This is a genomic window from Thalassotalea sp. HSM 43 (assembly GCF_004752005.1).
GTDB lineage: Bacteria > Pseudomonadota > Gammaproteobacteria > Enterobacterales > Alteromonadaceae > Thalassotalea_A.
In genome coordinates, this window is record NZ_CP038493.1 from 282,256 (window position 1) to 300,252 (window position 17,997).

At 43.4% G+C, this 17,997-nt stretch carries 13 protein-coding genes; 3 read left to right on the forward strand and 10 right to left on the reverse strand.

Going from position 1 to position 17,997, the window contains the following annotated elements; translation table 11 throughout:
* The first annotated feature begins 430 nt into the window (after positions 1-430).
* On the forward strand, positions 431-3,025 hold the full coding sequence (locus E2K93_RS01290) for a TonB-dependent receptor plug domain-containing protein (protein ID WP_228445432.1): 2,595 nt from the start codon (positions 431-433) through the stop codon (positions 3,023-3,025).
* A gap of 85 nt (positions 3,026-3,110) precedes the next feature.
* Here the strand turns inward: E2K93_RS01290 and E2K93_RS01295 are convergent, their stop codons facing one another.
* Positions 3,111-3,308, reverse strand: a complete 198-nt coding sequence (locus tag E2K93_RS01295) for a DUF3185 family protein (RefSeq protein ID WP_135437347.1) — start codon at positions 3,306-3,308, stop codon at positions 3,111-3,113.
* 188 nt (positions 3,309-3,496) lie between these two features.
* On the opposite strand from E2K93_RS01295, the gene E2K93_RS01300 reads away from it, so the two are divergent.
* Positions 3,497-5,215 (forward strand): alkaline phosphatase family protein, encoded by a 1,719-nt coding sequence (locus E2K93_RS01300; RefSeq protein ID WP_135437348.1) that lies wholly within the window; start codon positions 3,497-3,499, stop codon positions 5,213-5,215.
* Positions 5,216-5,394: 179 nt separating this feature from the next.
* Here E2K93_RS01300 and E2K93_RS01305 read toward each other — a convergent pair whose 3' ends face one another.
* Entirely contained in the window at positions 5,395-6,753 is a 1,359-nt protein-coding gene (locus tag E2K93_RS01305; protein WP_135437349.1) for a leucyl aminopeptidase family protein, read from the reverse strand.
* A gap of 230 nt (positions 6,754-6,983) precedes the next feature.
* On the opposite strand from E2K93_RS01305, the gene E2K93_RS01310 reads away from it, so the two are divergent.
* Positions 6,984-7,703: an NYN domain-containing protein gene (locus E2K93_RS01310; RefSeq protein WP_135437350.1), complete on the forward strand. Its 720-nt coding sequence runs from the start codon at positions 6,984-6,986 to the stop codon at positions 7,701-7,703.
* Positions 7,704-7,771: 68 nt separating this feature from the next.
* On the opposite strand, the gene E2K93_RS01315 is transcribed toward E2K93_RS01310, so the two are convergent.
* The 8 genes from E2K93_RS01315 to E2K93_RS01350 all read right to left on the reverse strand — a co-directional run bounded on the left by E2K93_RS01315 (position 7,772) and on the right by E2K93_RS01350 (position 17,491).
* On the reverse strand, positions 7,772-8,098 hold the full coding sequence (locus E2K93_RS01315; RefSeq protein ID WP_135437351.1) for a YbaB/EbfC family nucleoid-associated protein: 327 nt from the start codon (positions 8,096-8,098) through the stop codon (positions 7,772-7,774).
* A 130-nt stretch (positions 8,099-8,228) separates the two neighbouring features.
* Positions 8,229-10,790, reverse strand: a complete 2,562-nt coding sequence (dnaX, locus tag E2K93_RS01320) for a DNA polymerase III subunit gamma/tau (protein WP_135437352.1) — start codon at positions 10,788-10,790, stop codon at positions 8,229-8,231.
* A 68-nt stretch (positions 10,791-10,858) separates the two neighbouring features.
* A complete protein-coding gene (gene apt / locus E2K93_RS01325; RefSeq protein WP_135437353.1) occupies positions 10,859-11,404 on the reverse strand; it encodes an adenine phosphoribosyltransferase in 546 nt (181 codons plus the stop codon).
* Between the two features lie 130 nt (positions 11,405-11,534).
* Positions 11,535-11,918 carry a response regulator gene (locus tag E2K93_RS01330; RefSeq protein WP_135437354.1) on the reverse strand — a complete coding sequence of 128 codons (384 nt, stop codon included), beginning with the start codon at positions 11,916-11,918 and terminating at the stop codon, positions 11,535-11,537.
* 643 nt (positions 11,919-12,561) lie between these two features.
* Positions 12,562-12,930: a hypothetical protein gene (locus tag E2K93_RS01335; protein WP_135437355.1), complete on the reverse strand. Its 369-nt coding sequence runs from the start codon at positions 12,928-12,930 to the stop codon at positions 12,562-12,564.
* A 269-nt stretch (positions 12,931-13,199) separates the two neighbouring features.
* Entirely contained in the window at positions 13,200-15,587 is a 2,388-nt protein-coding gene (locus E2K93_RS01340) for a peptidase domain-containing ABC transporter (RefSeq protein ID WP_135437356.1), read from the reverse strand.
* A 94-nt stretch (positions 15,588-15,681) separates the two neighbouring features.
* Entirely contained in the window at positions 15,682-17,073 is a 1,392-nt protein-coding gene (locus E2K93_RS01345) for an HlyD family efflux transporter periplasmic adaptor subunit (protein WP_135437357.1), read from the reverse strand.
* A gap of 238 nt (positions 17,074-17,311) precedes the next feature.
* Positions 17,312-17,491 (reverse strand): hypothetical protein, encoded by a 180-nt coding sequence (locus tag E2K93_RS01350; protein ID WP_135437358.1) that lies wholly within the window; start codon positions 17,489-17,491, stop codon positions 17,312-17,314.
* Positions 17,492-17,997 lie beyond the last annotated feature (506 nt).

The window sequence follows — 17,997 nt, forward strand, 5'->3', positions numbered from 1 at the left end:
AAACAACGGCGGTGCATTTCATCCTGTGTTGACAGGATTAGCCAATAAAATGCGTCAAAAGTGTTAACCTGTTCATTTTTCGTAACATTTAATGTAAATGACATGTTAATAAAGGACTGGACAGTGTCCAATTAATGTTCAACTATAGGGCTAGTTTCTCGATTAAGGGTAACGTAAACGGTTAAAAGAACATGGATATACAGTGATGGAATGCAATTCGAACCAGTTACTCCCTCGGTTAACGGCCTGCCTACCCCATCCGTGTGCCTAATATAATGCTGATGTAGACTCTGTCATTTTACAAAAGCGTTTCTTTTTCTCGTTTTAACTTGCTTTTAAATCGTGACGCGCAACTTTTGTAAGCGTGCGAATGAAGCCGTATCCATGTTTACAGGGGACTAATAAATATAAGCATAAGGACTAGAAAACTATGACGATGTTTAGAAAAAGCTCACTCGCTATGGCGTTATCAAGCGCCTTGTTAGCAAATCTAAGTTTCACTGCACAGGCCGCTGATGAGGCAGTCGAAGGTGATATTGAAACCATTGAAGTTACCGGTTCACACATTAAACGTACCAATATGGAAGGCCCTTCACCGGTCACCAGTTTAAACAGCGATGATATCGCCCGTACCGGTGCAACCGACTTGATTGGCGTATTCGCTAAACTGCCAATTTCTGGCCAAGGTACCTTTTCAACTCAAGCAAACAGCTCAGATGACACCGCTAATGGTGGTTCATCGGTTTCATTGCGCGGCTTAGGTGCCGACTCTACGTTGATTTTGGTAAACGGTCGCCGTGTATCGGTAAGCCCATTTGCTAAAGGCATAGATACAGCTTTTGTTGATATCAATAATATTCCGGTATCGGCCATTAAGCGCATTGATATCCTTAAAGATGGCGCTTCAGCAATCTATGGTTCTGACGCGATTGCTGGTGTAATCAACATTGTCTTACGCGATGACATTGATGGCGCAGAAGTCACCGTTAAATATGGCGATACAGCCGACGGTGGTGGTGAAGAGCAAAACGTCAGCTTAGTATTTGGTCACCAAACCGATAAATCTAGCCATACTTTTATCGTCGACTATTTTGATCGCGAAGAAGTGTTGTACGCGGATCGTGATTATTCAAAAACCTCTAACCAAGCGGCACGCACAGGCGACCCATTGGCAACGGATTTCCGTTCATCATCGGGTATCCCTGGCACCATTGCCCTGGCTGCTGACCCTTCAAATCGTTTAATTGACCTGTACGGCAATGATACCTGTCCTGAAGCGGATCGTGATTTTGCCAATAATCTGTGTCGTTACGATTATGCGCCTTATATGACGATGTTCCCTGACGTTGAGCGTTTCAGCTACAACTACATGGGCAGTTATGAAATTTCTGACACCTTACGCGGCTTTGCTGAGTTAAATGGTCAGAACGCCAAATCCATCATCCGTGGTGCCGGTAGCCCAAGCTTTAATGAGCTGTTTATGGCCGGCGATAATCCAAACCATCCATTTGCGGATATGCCAAGCCATGAGTTTTTTGGTCAAGACTTAACCATGCGTCGTCGTACCGTTGATATTGGTAACCGTGAAAAACGTGTTGATGCCGATTACTATCGTTTGATCTTTGGTTTGCAAGGTGACATTGGTGATTGGAACTGGGAAGCGGCATACAGTTACATCAAAAGTGAGTCAACAGAGCGCGGCGTAGATGGTTTCCCGAATTCACTGCGAATTCAAGAAGCCATCGACAGCGGTTTGTGGAACCCATTTGAGCCATCTTCTAACTCACAAGAATCTTTAGATTACATTGAAACCACCACCACGCGTGTTGGTAAATCCACCAATAAATCCCTCGATATCAAATTCTCTGGTCCGGTGTTTGAGTTGCCAGCAGGTGATTTGATGTTAGCGATTGGTGCAGAGTATCGTGAAGAGAAAATATCTGACAACCCAGATGATCAATTCTTACGCGGTAACGTGTTTGGTACCGAGGCAACGCAAGCCAATGGTGATCGTGACAACACCGCCATTTTTGGTGAGGTAGCGATTCCGGTATTTGATTCATTAGAAGTTCAAATTGCGGTACGTTATGAAGATTACAGTGACTTTGGTACAACAACCGATCCAAAAGTCTCATTTTTATGGACTCCAACCGATGATTTAAGTATTCGTGGTTCTTACGGCACCGCATTTAGAGCACCGTCGTTACACCAATTAGGTTTGGGTACCACTGATGAATCACCAAACTTGGTCGATACCTTACGTTGTGATGCTATTGGTAACCAAGATCGAGCCTGTGAGCCACAAGAATACACCGCGGTATTTGAAGGTAACCCAGATCTTGGCCCTGAAGAATCAACCAGTTATAACGTTGGTATCATTTACAATATCACCGATAACTTGAACTTCTCGGTTGATTACTACGATTATCAAATTGAAGACATCATTGATGCTGATACGCAATTTGTGATGGATAACTTTGGTTTGGATCCAGATATCGTAGAGCGTCGCCCTACCAGTATCGCAAACGATCCGGGTGAGGTTATTCGCGTTAATGACAGTTTCCAAAACATTGGTGACTTAGATACCTCGGGCTTAGACGTTGATATTCGTTACAACCTTGAAACCGGCTTTGGTCAGTTCCGTTTTGGTTATGTGATGAACTACGTTTTAGAGTTTGAAGATTACAAAGGCACCGAAGAAGGTGGTTTTGAGCAACCAGAAGTCCGTTGGACAACCTCGGTAGACTGGATGTTAGACAACTTCACCTCGACCTTAGCGGTTAACTTCATTGACGAATTCGAACAAGAAGCATCGTTAGGCATCGACAAGAAAGTGGATTCGATGACCACAGTAGACGCGGCAGTGAACTACTTTGGCTTTGAAGACGTTACCTTGACCTTAGGTGCGACCAACTTGCTTGACGAAGAACCACCGTTTGCCTATCACGACTTTATGGGCTTTGTTGTTAACGTGCACAGCGGTCAAGGCCGTTTCATGTACGCACAAGCGACATACAAGTTCTAACGGTAATGTGTTAGCAGAAACAAAAACGGCGCTAAATGCGCCGTTTTTTTTATGGTGCTGCAAAGATTATGAAATAGAGCGACGATTATTTTTTTAAAAACAACACCAGACCTACCACGAAACACACACCGCCGGCGATATAAAACATCATCACTTCATCGGTTGGTGAACCGCTTACCGCTTCCGATACTTGTGCCGTGAATTCACCTTGCTGTTGATGCCCCCATACAGCCAAAGCCACACCGACGATCATCAATATTACACTTGCTAATTTACCTGACATAGCGTTTCCCTCAACCTTGTAAATAAAATGTTAACTATGGCTATTAGACTACGACAACCACCTCAGTTGTGCAAATTTGCCGAAATGCTAATGCTGACTTAGGCTTAAATGCATACAGAGAAACACAATGTTCACCATGTTGCTCTGCAAGTCTAAGCCACAATACATCAATCATCAGAGGAATTGTTATGCTTAAAAACGTATATAAGAATACGCGAAGATTTAACTATCCTATTACCCTATCATTCATGTTAATGGGCATTTGTGGCGCGGTGCAGGCTGAGCAACAACCGCCAAAACTGGTATTACAAATCACCGTTGATCAATTAAGAGCCGATCTGCCCTATCGTTATCAAGATCGCTTCGTCAAAAATGGCTTTAATTATCTCTTTGATAATGGCGTCGTTTACAAAGATGCTCACCATCCACATGCCAATACCGAAACCATTGTAGGACATGTCACCCTAGCAACAGGCGCCACACCAGCAACGCATGGCTTGATTGCCAATATGTGGTTTGATCGTAAAGCTCAGCGTCAGGTATATAATATTGAAGACGACAACTATGTGCTGCTAAGCAAAGGTGCCAGCGTCGACAAAGACACCGAAATCGACCCAACGCAAAAAGCCGCTAACGTTGAAGGACGTTCACCAACCAACATCATCGGCTCAACCTTTGCCGACGAACTGAGCATCAGTACCAATGGCAAGGCCAAGGTGTTTGGAGTTTCCGTAAAAGACCGTGGCGCAGTGTCACTGGCAGGTCATTCAGGAAAAGCATTTTGGTTTTCAAAACAAGCCGGTGAGTTTGTCACCTCAAATTATTACTACCAAGCGTATCCAAGCTGGGTAGAAGACTGGAACGACAAAGGTTACATAAAACAATTTGCTGGTACTCAATGGCAATTGTTAAACAAAAAAGACACCTATTTGTTTGGCAATGACGATGATAAAGCTTGGGAGATGGATATGGCCGGATATGGTCGCACCTTTCCTCATGCCTTTGGCAGTGCGTCGTCTAAATACTTTACCACCTTGCTCACGGTCAGCCCTGTCGGTGACGAGATGACCGTCGACTTTGCCAAAGCTTTGGTTAAGGCAGAAGACATTGGCGACGATGATATTACCGATTATTTGGCCATCAGCTTGTCGGCTACCGACTACATAGGCCATTTTTTTGGCGCGTCCAGCCTCGAATCGGAAGATAACATCTTACGTTTAGACCGAACCTTAGCAGACTTGTTTGAATTTATTGATGAGCACGTTGGTCTTGCCAATACGGTAATCGTGTTATCTGCCGATCACGGCGGTCCGGAAGTGCCAGGCTATTTGAATGAGAAAAACATCTACGGTGAATATGTGCCACGTACCGATTGGGAACAAAGCGATGAAGTCAAAGCCGTTAAAAAGCTGCTGCGCATCAATGAACGGTTGGTTGAAGCGTTCTCACCACCGTATATCTATCTTGATATGGACACCATCGCTAAGACTGACTTTCCACCGGCCATGGTTCAAGACTTGTTGGTCGCCGAGCTGAATAAACGCGAAGAAATTTTTACCGCGATTGCCAGTCATAAACTTGAGTCAGGAAACTTCCCTGATACGCCCGTATACCAAGCGGTATTTAACAACCACAGTCAGGGGCGTTCAGGCGATATCTATCTGGTATTTAAGCCACACGATTTCATCAATGATTTAGAAGGCTTAACGGTCACTGCAACCCATGGTTCGCCATGGAATTACGATACCCATGTGCCCATTATATTTGTTGGAAAAGACATAGCAGCAAAAAACGTCAATCGCCGTGTTGAAACCATTGATCTGGCGCCAACCCTGTCGGCCTTGTTAAACATCAAAGCGCCATCAGCCAGCGAAGGCAAAGTGTTGGTCGAGGTTGTCGACCGCTAACATGCTTTCGATGATAACTGCCAAACATAGTCAAAAATAAAAAACGCCGAGGGCAAAACCTTCGGCGTTTTCATATTCATTTTAAGCTATTGCTATCGTGCTTAACGTATTAAGCCCTAACAAACTCAGCACATCAAACGTATTAAAAGCATTAAGCACACTTTAATTGCGCTCGCGAATTAACCGTATTTTTGCTGTAAGTGTTTAAAGACCGCGCGCACACCGAACGCTTCACCGCCTTTAGGGCGACCCGCTAGTGGACGTACATTAAACGCCATAATATCAAAATGACACCAGTCGGTACCTTGCTCAACAAACGATTGTAAATACAATGCCGCGGTTATCGCCCCACCAAACGGGCCTGTGGCACAATTGCTCATATCGGCAACATCACTTTTCAGCATATCCGCGTACGGTTGATGCAATGGCATACGCCATACTGGATCTTGTATGGTTAATCCGGCATCAGTGATGCCTTGCGCGGTCGCATCATTGGTGGCGAAAAAGCCTGGTAATTCGGTGCCTAAGGCAACACGCATCGCACCAGTTAACGTAGCGAAATCAATCACCATATCTGGCTTATCGTTCATCGCTTCATCAAGCGCATCACACAACACCAAACGACCTTCAGCGTCGGTATTATCAATTTCTACGGTAAGACCTTTGCGCGTTGTAACGACATCACCTGGGCGCAAGGCGTTGCCTGAAATGGCGTTTTCTACCGCAGGAATAAGCACTCGTAAACGTACATTCAAACCAAACGCCATGATAAGACGAGCAAGACCAAGCACATGCGCCGAGCCACCCATGTCTTTTTTCATATAGCGCATACCTGCAGCCGGTTTTACATCCAAACCACCGCTGTCAAAACAGACGCCTTTACCAACCAAGGTTACTTTCGGTGCATCTTCATTGCCCCAGTGCAAGTCAAGCAAACGTGGTGCGTGGCAACTCGCTCGCCCTACGGCGTGAATGGTTGGGTAGTTATGCTCTAATAAATCGTCGCCGACAATTTCCGAAAACTCAGCGCCAAACTCGTCAGCCATCTGTTGACTGACTTGCGATAAATGTTGCGGCATCATATCTGCCGCTGGTGTGTTGACTAAATCACGTACCAGAGCGGTCGCTTGATATTGCTTAAGCGTTGACTTAACCAAGTCAGCATCATCAATGGCAAGCACAGGAAAATCGCTTTTACCCGCTTTATAACGATCAAACTGATACGCACCAATTAACCATCCAAAGGCGACTGCTTCACGGTTTTGCGCATCAGTTTGCAGCGCATATTGACCACTCGGCAATTTATTGATCAAATCGCCACAAGCAAAATGCTCGCTCGCGGATTTCACCACCATCAGCGCCGCAGCCAAGCTACCATCAGAATTTGGCATAATGGCAACGCCATTGCCTTTGTAACCGGTTTGCGAAAGCCAGTTTTTTAGCGCATCGCTTTGTGACGCTAACCAGTCTTGGTAGTCACTTTCATTGATAACAAATAACGGGGTGCCAGTGGTGCAGGCGATCAGCAGATTGGACATAGTCACTCTCTTTAACGTAGGAAAATCTTGTTGTGTCATTGATATTGGGACAGAGACACTAAAATACAAGTTTGTTTTTCAGTGCATTTTGTCGAAATGATTGCTTCAGTATCCGCAGAATATTCATAATGATTCTGTAAATAAGTCAATGATTTTCGTGACTTGCACTTTTAAGGTAGTTCGATATTATGGGGTGGTTATGTAGTAATTTAAAAGGATTTTATCAATATATGGAAAATAGAAAAATTGCAGTACTTATTGATTCTGACAACACCCCTCATACAAAACTTAGCTTTATTATCGAAGAATTATCCAGCTTTGGTCAAATAGTCGTAAAAAGAGCTTATGGTGATTTTTCTCATGATTGCTTAAAGAATTGGAAAACTCCATTGAATGAAATGGCGATCCAACCTCGCCAGCAATTCGCTTATACCTCGGGTAAAAACTCAACCGACTCATTAATGATAATAGATGCTATGGATCTTCTTTATAGTGAAAGGTTCGATAGTTTTGCTTTGGTGTCGAGTGATAGTGACTTCACAAGTCTTGCTGCTAGGCTAAGAGAATCTGAAATTCAAGTAATTGGTGTTGGCAGAGCAACAACTCCTATCTCATTCAAGAATGCTTGTGATGACTTTATCGCTATAGAAGTTCTTGAGCCAAAATCAGAAGCATCAAAAACCGAAACAAATAATTTGGCTGAATTAGAGCGCGAACTGTGGAATTTAATGCACCAAGCTTGGCAAAATTACCGTAATGAAGATGGTTGGGCAAAACTAGGTGAAGTAGGTACCTATCTTAAGAGATTAAAGTCTGATTTCGATACAAGAAACTACGGATTGAAAAAACTAAGCGACTTTTTTGAAAGCTTTCCTGGTCGTTACAAAACGAGAAACCCAAAAAACAGTGGTTTAGAGTTTAAATTGGTTACCAAGGCTAAAGCAGCCTAATTACAGACAAGACCTATTTCCAGACAAAAAAATAGCGCCACAAGGCGCTATTTTTTATAGAATTCAGATTAGAATGGCATTTTCATTCCTGGAGGCATTTGCATACCGCCAGTAACGGCAGACATTTTCTCTTTCGAGGTTTCTTCAACACGACGAACGGCGTCGTTAAATGCTGCGGCAACCAAATCTTCAACCATGTCTTTGTCGTCTTCCATCAAGCTTTCATCGATTTCGATACGACGAACATTATGGCTACCTGTCATGGTTACTTTAACCATACCAGCACCAGACTCACCGATAACTTCCATATCTGCGATTTCTTTCTGCGCTTGTTCCATTTTTGCTTGCATTTGCTGGGCTTGCTTCATGATGTTGCCCATGCCGCCTTTAAACATTGATCTTCTCCAATACAATAAATGATGCCGCAGCATCGAATCTCTGTCGTTATTATAACCGCCCTTGCAGATAAGGTTAAGGGCGCTTATCGGTTAATTTGCGTTAATATGTAAGGCTTGATGTCCGACGTTACAATGGCATGATCGAATTTTCATCGACAAATGCTTGAAATTGTTGCTGCAATGCCGTGACAAAATCATCGTCATTGATTAGCTGTTTGGCCCAAGCCAATCGCTTTTCATTGATGATTTGCTGGATCACAAACGGTGTTGATTTCGGTTCATCGACAGGGTTTATGATAACGTCAGCCTGTTGTTGCTTTAAGTTGCTGTAGCATGCTTTCATGCTTTCTAATGCCGCGGGCGAGTTTAAATGCATCCAACGGTTATCCAGATTAATGACCAATTGACTGTCGGTTGTGCTTAAATCCAACTCGGCATTTAACGCCAATTGACGCACTCGCCCACTCAAGCCCATGGCATCGATGGTATGGGCCCAACTATCAATTTGATTAGCATCGCGAATAACAGCAGGATCAATCACATCGGCATTAAATTCATTTGAGTGACACAAGTTCACTGCTTGATGACTTTGATGTTCAGCCGTAGGATTTGCTTGCGCTGTGCTTGTTGCTACTGTAACTGGCCCTTCTGTAACTGGCCCTTCTGTGACTGGCGCTTCTGTGCTTTTCTCTTCTGAGATCGGCGCTTCAGCAACGGCCACATCATCGTGTGGTTGGCTTAAAGCGGTTGGCTCGACGGTTGCATTTTGTGTCGCTGTCGCAGTAGCTCTACTTACATCAACCGCTTCTGCTTCAGCCGTGTTTGCGTCAGTAGCACTCAAGTTGAATTCACTGGTATTAGCGTCGCTTTGAGCTGTTGCTTGTTGAGCTTCTACTTGTTGAGAATCTACTTGTTGAGAAGATTGGGAGCTAACTTTTGGCGGACTAAGAGTCGCCTTTGCTACCGGAGCTGATGGCTTTTTTCCAGTATCCTCCGCCGCTTTACGGCGGCTACGCAACATATTGCGTGTGGCAAGCATTTTCTCAACATCGGAGTTTACATTGTCAGCAACCGGTTGTTGGTTGTCGACTTGTGGCTCAGCAGACTGCTGTGGAGTTTGTTGTACTGGCTGAGCTTGTTGCTCAGAATGCAGAACCGGCTCAATCGCCTGCTCTGTCGTTTGAGTTGGCAGTTGCTCTGATGCTGGCGCACGTTGCACCTCAGCCATGGCTTCAAGCTGTTGCTGCTCCGATTGCAATTGCTCCGCTGATGTTGCTCGCATTTGTTTTGCTGCGAACACATCCGCCTGAGGCGTTGGGTTTTGCTCATCTGCCGAACTTAACTCAAGTTCAGGTTCTGGCTTGAGCTCTGGTGTAGGCTCTGGCGTAGGTTCAGGCTTAAGCTCTGGCTTAGGTTCTGATTTAGGTTCTGGTGTAGGCTCAGCTTTAGGTGCCGCTTCGGCTTTTGCCTTTTTTTCAGGCTCGGCCGCTGGCGTTACGCTTTGCACAGCTGCTGTTGTAGCCGTTGATTGTTCAGTATCTGCATCAAACTCAATCGTTTGTGTCGCGTTGTCCGGTATAGCACTGGTCAATGCTTGATGAGATGCTGCAGGTTTGAACGCCAACATACGTAACATTACCATATCAAAACCGCTTTGTTCATCACCAGCATAGGCCAGATCTTTGCGGCCATTGACGGCAATTTGATAGTAAAGCTGCACATCTTCCGGTGCCATAGCGCGAGCAAACTTATCAATCAATTTGGCTTTTTGTGCATCAAGATCAACACCGTTTGGCACCAATTGCCACAACGCCACTTGATGTAATAGCTGCAATAGCTCTGCCAATAGGCGGTGATAGTTAGGTGCGTATGAGGCAATATCTTGGCTCAATTGCATTAATTCTTGCGGGTTTTGTTTTAATAATGCAACAAGGATCTTGTATACCCAATTTTGATCAACACCACCTAGCATTTGCACCACATTGTCGGCAACGATATGGCCTTGCCCTTGCGCTATTGCTTGATCGGTAAGGCTTAAACTATCGCGCATACTGCCGCGTGCAGCCTTCGCTAATAAGGCAATCGCGTCTTCTTCAAAGGTTACGGTTTCCGCATCAAGAATTTCTTTAAGCTTGGTTTCGATTTGCGTTGGTGTTAATGCTTTTAAATGAAATTGCAAACAACGCGACAACACCGTGACCGGTAACTTTTGCGGATCGGTGGTGGCGAGAATAAATTTCACATGCTCGGGCGGCTCTTCAAGGGTTTTCAATAAGGCATTGAAACTGCTTTTCGATAACATGTGTACTTCATCGATAAGGTACACTTTGTAACGACCACGACTTGGCGCGTACTGCACGTTATCCAGGATCTCACGCGTATCGTCAACCTTGGTGCGAGATGCGGCATCGATTTCAAGTAAATCGACAAAGCGGCCGGCATCGATATCAAGACATACATCACATTGACCACATGGATTGGCCGTGACGCCCTGTTCACAATTTAGGCTTTTGGCAAAAATACGAGCTATGGTGGTTTTACCGACACCTCGAGTACCGGTAAACAAATAGGCATGATGCAGGCGCTGTTGGCTCAAGGCATTCATCAACACAGTGACAACATGCTCTTGCCCCATCAATTGGGTAAAATCCTTTGGCCGCCATTTTCTGGCAAGTACCTGATAGCTCATAGTGTTTACAACCCTAAATTTGTTCTTATTATTCTGTTACAACAATGCAAAGGCGTGCCCGTTAACGGTTACTCGCCTTCATAATCCACCATAGTGTAAACATCGACACCCATCGACTCTAGGCGCTCTGGGCCTTTTAAATCAGGCAATCCGATGACAAACGCAGCTTGCGTAACTGAAGCGCCAACGTTGCGAATTAACTTAGTGGTTGCTTCTATAGTACCACCAGTGGCCAGTAAATCATCAATCATTAACACTTTATCGTCAGCGACTAAGGCGTCTTGATGAATTTCCAAGGTATCTTGACCGTATTCCAAGTCGTATGTTTGCGAAAAAGTTTCGCGTGGCAATTTGCCAGGCTTTCTTACCGGGACAAAACCAATGCCTAATGCCAATGCTAATGGCGCACCAAATAAAAACCCACGGGCTTCAGTACCAACAATTTTGGTGATGCCCATATCTTGGTATTTTTCTTTTAGGTGCTCAATGCAAAACAGAAAGGCTTTGGCATCATCTAAAATGCCGGTGATATCGCGAAACATAATGCCTTCGATTGGATAATCAGGCACGTCATGTATAACGCTTTTTAAGTAATTGATGTCTTGTTCGGTCATTAATCAAACATGGCTTAAAAGTTTGATTAAAAGGATAATAGATTTGACGCGAATTTTATAGTCGAGATTGCATTTAAGCGGATAAAAATTCGCGTATTTAGAGGATCTTGCGCTCAAGATTCGTAATTAATTAAGCAACCTCGGTTGATTGCTCAGTTAACGAATGAATAAGGGCAATAAAATCTTCATCACTGATAGGCTTTGACAGAATAGTGTCAGCGAACTGCACTTCTGGTAATTGCTCAACAGCTTTTAGATCTTGAGTCGACATAAAGACGACAAACGATGGTTGGTTGTCAGTTAATGCTGATAAATTTTTCAACAATTGACGACCATCCATTAACGGCATCAAATGGTCTACAACACATACATCAAAACGGGTTTGTTGTGCTTTGTTGTATCCATCTAGACCATTAATTGCTGTGGTGACATCGAAACCAGCCTTGGTTAACGCATTCTCCAGTTGGGTCGCGACTTTGGCGTTATCTTCAACCAACAGAACTTGCATTGTCATAATTCTTCCTTACTACAGCTTTAGAGAAACTTGTATGGGTTACAAGTAGGTAAACCAACCCATTAACATTGGCAATAATGGCATTGCAACCAAAGTTAATAGAGCAGCAAAAAGGTGGCGCTTCGAAGAAGCTTCTTTAAAGTTATCATGTGACATTATATCGGTCTCCCTAAAAAAATCTGGCGGGATAATACACGATCAATTTAAACTTTGATATAGATCAAGATAATTATTTTTCGATCTAGCAACTAAATTGCTTTTTTAAACAATTTTATTTACAAGCATGAGTTTTGATTAACATTTTTTTAAAAAGTTCAGCGTTAAAAGCAATAATTTTCATAAAAAAAAGCAGCGCCTTTGAACGCCTTAATTTACTTGATTTTGAGCTGATATTTGCATGATATTTGAGAAGTTCTTGAGTGGTTAAAATTTAAACAACCAACATTCTAAAAAGATATTATTGTCATTTTTAGCGTTGTCGTTTTTAGCAATGGTAATTGAAAAAAACCCAAGCGAGACACTGAAACAACAATACGATTAAAAAGGATCTAGGTTATCGATAAAAAGTTCTGTATATAAGTCATAAAAAAAGCCAGCGAATGCTGGCTTTTAAATATTTGACCGAAGCCAAATGTATTAGGCGTTACTCACCGCATTTGCCTTCACCGCATTTGCTTTTTTTCTTGCCTTCACCACATTTGCCTTCGCCACATTTACCTTTTTTGCCTTCCTTGCCTTCGCCGCACTTACCTTCGCCGCATTTACCTTTTTTGCCTTCCTTGCCTTCGCCGCATTTACCTTCGCCGCACTTACCTTTTTTGCCTTCGCCGCACTTACCTTCGCCGCACTTGCCTTTTTCTTTCTCTTTTTCGTCACCGTCGAATTCAGCTGAAGCTACAACACTTTGACTATCAAACGGATTAACATCAGCCTTGGCAGGCATGCTTGCAAAAACCGTTAACATCAGAGCGCTTAAGGCCGCTGTGAAAAAATAATTTTTAAATACTTTCATAGTTGTCTTCCTAAATATTATTTGATTACTTACTACCATAAACACTCAGTCCAGGTCGTGGCCCGATTGCTTATTTTCGAGCAAATCAGGTATCCCATACAGACCAAGGTTACAGTTAAATAATTTCACTAGTTTGAGAATTTAGCAAGTTTTTAACAAAAACAAATACTAAGGTCACATATCCACACTACGAAAAAGGCCATTATTTTGATCAATAAAAAGCATTATTTATTCGTCAATAATCGAGTTAACAAATGCCTTTATCGACATTAACCGCGCCTCGCTGCTGCATATTGAGACTTCACTTTGTCTGTACAATCGATCACGCCACTGGTTGTTAACTGCAAAATCACATCGGCTTGCATTATGGTTTCTAATCGATGCGCAACAATAATTCGGGTCATCGATAATGCGTTAATCGCCTGATTTACATAAAATTCATTATTGCTATCAAGGTGTGAGGTGGCTTCATCCAAAAACAATATCTCAGGCTGTTGGTACAAAGCTCTGGCCAATAATAACCGCTGTTTTTGCCCTCCGGATAAGTTGCTGCCCATTTCACCAATCAAACTGTTTACCCCCATCGGCATGCTTTTGATATCTTGACTCAATTGCGCCTGCTCTATGACATTGGCCAGTTTTTGTCTATCAACTTGTTCGGCAAAGAAACTGATGTTGTCGATAAGACTGCCGCTGATCAACTGGTCATCTTGCAAGACGGCAGAAAGCTTACGCCGATATTGGCCTAGACCATATTGATTGATCTCATGCTCATAAAAACACACCCTCCCCTGTGTTGCCGCTTGCAACCCCATCAGAACTTTTAGCAGCGAGGTTTTACCCGAGCCTGATGCGCCAATAATTGCCACCACTTGCCCTGGCGTTACCGAAAACGACACGTTCTTAAATAACCACGGCTCTTTATCATGATAACGAAAAGCGAGATCCTCGATACGCAATATCGCTGCCTGAGTTTTAAGCGTGCTGCTTGAGCTGGTTGGATTGATTGGGCTTGTATCTTTGACTGGATTGACTGGATTGACTGGATTGATTGGTCGCATAGGCGGATGCATTACCACATTAACTGAACTAACGGCATTAACTGCATTAACTGGGTTTTGATTATCAAAGTGAGGCTCTTTATCTGTTAGCGCAATATCGGCTATGCGTGATAAATGCAGAGTCAGCATTTTCATATCAATAAGTCGTTCAATGAGATTGATAAGTTTGCTGATCAATTGTCGTTTATAGGCAATAAATGCGGTCAACATACCGATGCTAAGATCGCCTGCCATAACCAAGGTCGCCGCTATATAGATAACCAACAAATTTTCCGCGGCAAAGATGACATCATGCAGCCAATTAAAATGAATGCGCAGCTTGCCCAGCTTTATGGATAAGTTGATTTGTTTTACCAAACTTTGCTGCCACACCTGTTGGCGTTGATGCTCACATTGTCTGTGCTTTATGGTTTCAATGGCGCGTACGTTTTCCATAAAACGGCTTTGTTGTTTGGCTCCTGCAACCAACTGTTGTTCGTTAAGTTGTTTGAGTGGTTTATAGCAAAGACTGCGCATAATGGCATACACGCTGACCGCAACCATCACGATCATGGTTAGCTTGACGCTATACAGACACATCATCACCAGCACGACAATTACCATTAATCCATCAACGATGGCTTCTACTAAACCATTACTGAGTAATTGCCGTACCGAGTCCATCGAACCGAACCGCGAAACAATATCGCCCATGTGCCGTCGTTGAAAAAAGGCCAACGGTAATCGTAACAAGTGATGGCATAGCTGACTGGCCATCTGTAGGTTCAGCACATTTGAACAATGTAAGATAACAAAAGAGCGTAACGCTTTGCTGACCAATTCAAACAGTGCCAACAAAGCAAAGCCTAGTGCGAGGATCATCAGTAAGTCACTATCGCCATTCACCACCACATCATCGATGACTAACTGCAAATAGTAAGGTGTGGCAATCGCGAACAGTTGCAGCATCACACTAAGCGCTAATACCTTAAACGCCGTTGGCCATAAGCCAACGATGTGTCGAGCAAAGTCGCTGATGCGCAGTGATTGCTTTGCTCTTGCTTTAACAAAGCCTTCGTTAGGGATAAGCTCAACCGCGACACCGGTAAAGTGCTCACCACATTCGCTTAACGACAATGTTTTTTCACCCAGCGCAGGATCGTGAATTACTATCCTTTTACCTTTGCATGATTTGAGCACTACAAAGTGGTTTAGATCCCAGTGCAATATACACGGTGTGGTTAGCTTGGTTAGATCCGATAACGCCAACTTTAATGGGCGGCTGTTCAATTTAATGCCATCAGCGATATCGATGACATGAGCTAATGTGGCACCGCGACTGGAAATCGCAAACTGGTGTCGCAAATAAGCTAAATCTGTTTTAAAACCATGAAAGCTGGCAACCATGGCAAGACAGGCTAATGCGCACTCGCTCGCCTCGGTTTGCAAAATAACCGGTAATTTCTGACCTCTAAAAAACTCTAGCCCCGCGTTAAACACGCCGGCCTTGTTTAAGTGCTGGTTTTCGCGCTGCTTTTGCTGCTGCTTTTGCTGCTGATTTTGCTGCTGATTTTTATGACTATTTTCATGATTAGGTATTGCGCTTTCACTCGACATCCTTGCCTCTTATCCTTTGTTATTTATTATTTGTTGCTTATTTTCTGCAGCTTATTAGCCGTTAATTACCGCTTTGCTTCTCTGCGCAGCGCCATCAGATGCGCCCTTTAAGGCTATATATAGGCTCTAAAAGCCAATCCAATAAGGAACGTTTATCTACTTCAATATCCGCTTGCAGCAACATACCGGGCGACAGTGTTATCGCCTTACCGTAGGCTTGTACCGATTGCGACTCAAGAGCAACGGTGACTTTATAAACCGGCTCATTAATTGCTATTGGCATATGGCTATCTGCTTTGGTTAGTACGGCATTGCCAAGTTTACGCACCCTGCCTTGATAGCTGCCGAACTGTTGGTACGGGAAGGCTTGATACTTGAGCTTGGCGACCTGCCCTTGATTGATAAAACCGAAACCACGGGTTGGTACCAATAATACCGCTTCCATTTGCGAGTTTTCAGGGACAATGGTTAGCAATGAGCTGCCTGCAACGACGCTTTGCCCTACCTTGTATTTAAGGTTGGTCACTTGGCCACTAATTTGGGCGACCACAGTATACTGATATTGAAATTTGGCATTACTGAGTTGGCGCTGCAGTTGTTGCTGCTGTTGTAAAAGCGCATGAACATCTGAGGCATGCTGATACTCAAGTTGCTGTAATTGCTGAGACGCTTGTTGCTGTTCGGAGTCGGTCTGTAACTGCAATTGCTCTAACTCGTACGCCTGTTGCTGCAATAATAAAACACTTTGCTGTAAGCGAACCACTTGCTCATCGGCAATGTGACCTTGCGCCAACAATTGTTTGCCGTTTTGAAATTGTCGTTGCGCCAAGGTAATACGCTGCTGTAATGCCGAGTATTGTTTGTCGATAGTGCCGCGTAAGCTTGCCGTTTGTTGTTGCTTTATGTGCAAGCTTTGCTTAGATGTTTTATAACGTTGCTGTTGATTATTCCGTTCGGCATCAAGTTGGCTAATTTGGTTTTGTATTGCTTCTATCTGACCAATGTTGGCATCTTGCAATACCTCATTTGCACTGCCATTGCTAATACCGCCACTGCTAACGCCAATAGCTTGCGCGCTCAAGCGTTTTTGCTCAACAACAAATAACACATCGCCGGCGTTAACCTTGTCTCCCTCTTTTACCGTGACGTGACTGACGGTGCCAGCATGCTCAGCAAAACTTTCTACCAAGCCCTGTGTCGGCTGCAGATAACCATAGACACGGGTCTTGCGAGTATATTCCTGGCTTATTAAAAACATCACTAAGGTTAATAACAACAAAGCAAACAATATTGTCAGTAAGGTAAAGCCAATGGGTTGTTTGACGATGATCTCGCCATCAAGCGATAGGGTTTTATCAACAACTTGTCGACGAAATAAGCCAGAGTCACGAGCGCTACTAGAATCTTTAGGTTCGTTTCGTGCAACATTATTTTGAGAGGGTTGCGCGTTCGGCGTTAAGCGCTTTGGCGTGTTGTCGACCATCATTCATCCTTGAATACTCGATAGTGATTGGGTTTACTATTGCTGTGCAAGTTGCGAGCTACAACATTCGTAACGCTACTTTCGTAACGCTACTTTCATGGCAAAACGTTAAATTTAAAGGCAGAGGTTCCAATCCATGGACGTTTATTAACCTTTAGTTTTGATAAAGCTTTGAGCCTTAGTATTAAATACCTTGAGCTTGAATACTAATTAGGGTTCATCCTGTATTAAGCTTGTTCGATTAGTGAGGTTTATACAAAAATACCGTTAATGCCAATACCGTGCTCAAGGTAAAGGTTGCTAACGGAACCAATGAGCTGCTGTCGGTTGCCAACCAGGCAGTATTTGTTACTAACCAGCATGAAACCGCTGCGCCTGCGGCAAACTGCATTCGTTTTTGCTGAATTTTTGAAAATTGCATTTCAACGTTTTCCTTATGTATGTGTGTCTTTTGACACATAACTGCCACCTGTTGTTATGCGGGTTTGTTTTAATGGAATAATCTGTTCAGTTTTCTGCTGATAAAGATTATTTACGTTGGCTGGTAAGCAAGCATGTCTTAGCGCAAAACATCCTAAAAGTTACTCTACCGGTCCACCCATTTTTATATGGCTTATTAACCAAGTGTATATTCAAGCCTAGATCTGAACTGCTAATTGTCAAACTGAATTGGTTTAATTTTTTATGAAATATTTAAGACCGTTATCTAAGTCGTTCTGACGGTGGTTACAACACGCGTTGTCAATTGGGCTGTGTACGCCATTACCGCTTGATATTGACTCATGACAACTGATTAGGGTGTCACTCTGACACTATTTACGTTTTGATTACACAGCCTAAAAAACAACATTTTATAAAAAATATAATTGAATCAATTCAACGACTTAAATAACAAAAACATCTTATTGCACAATTTTTCAATTTGCT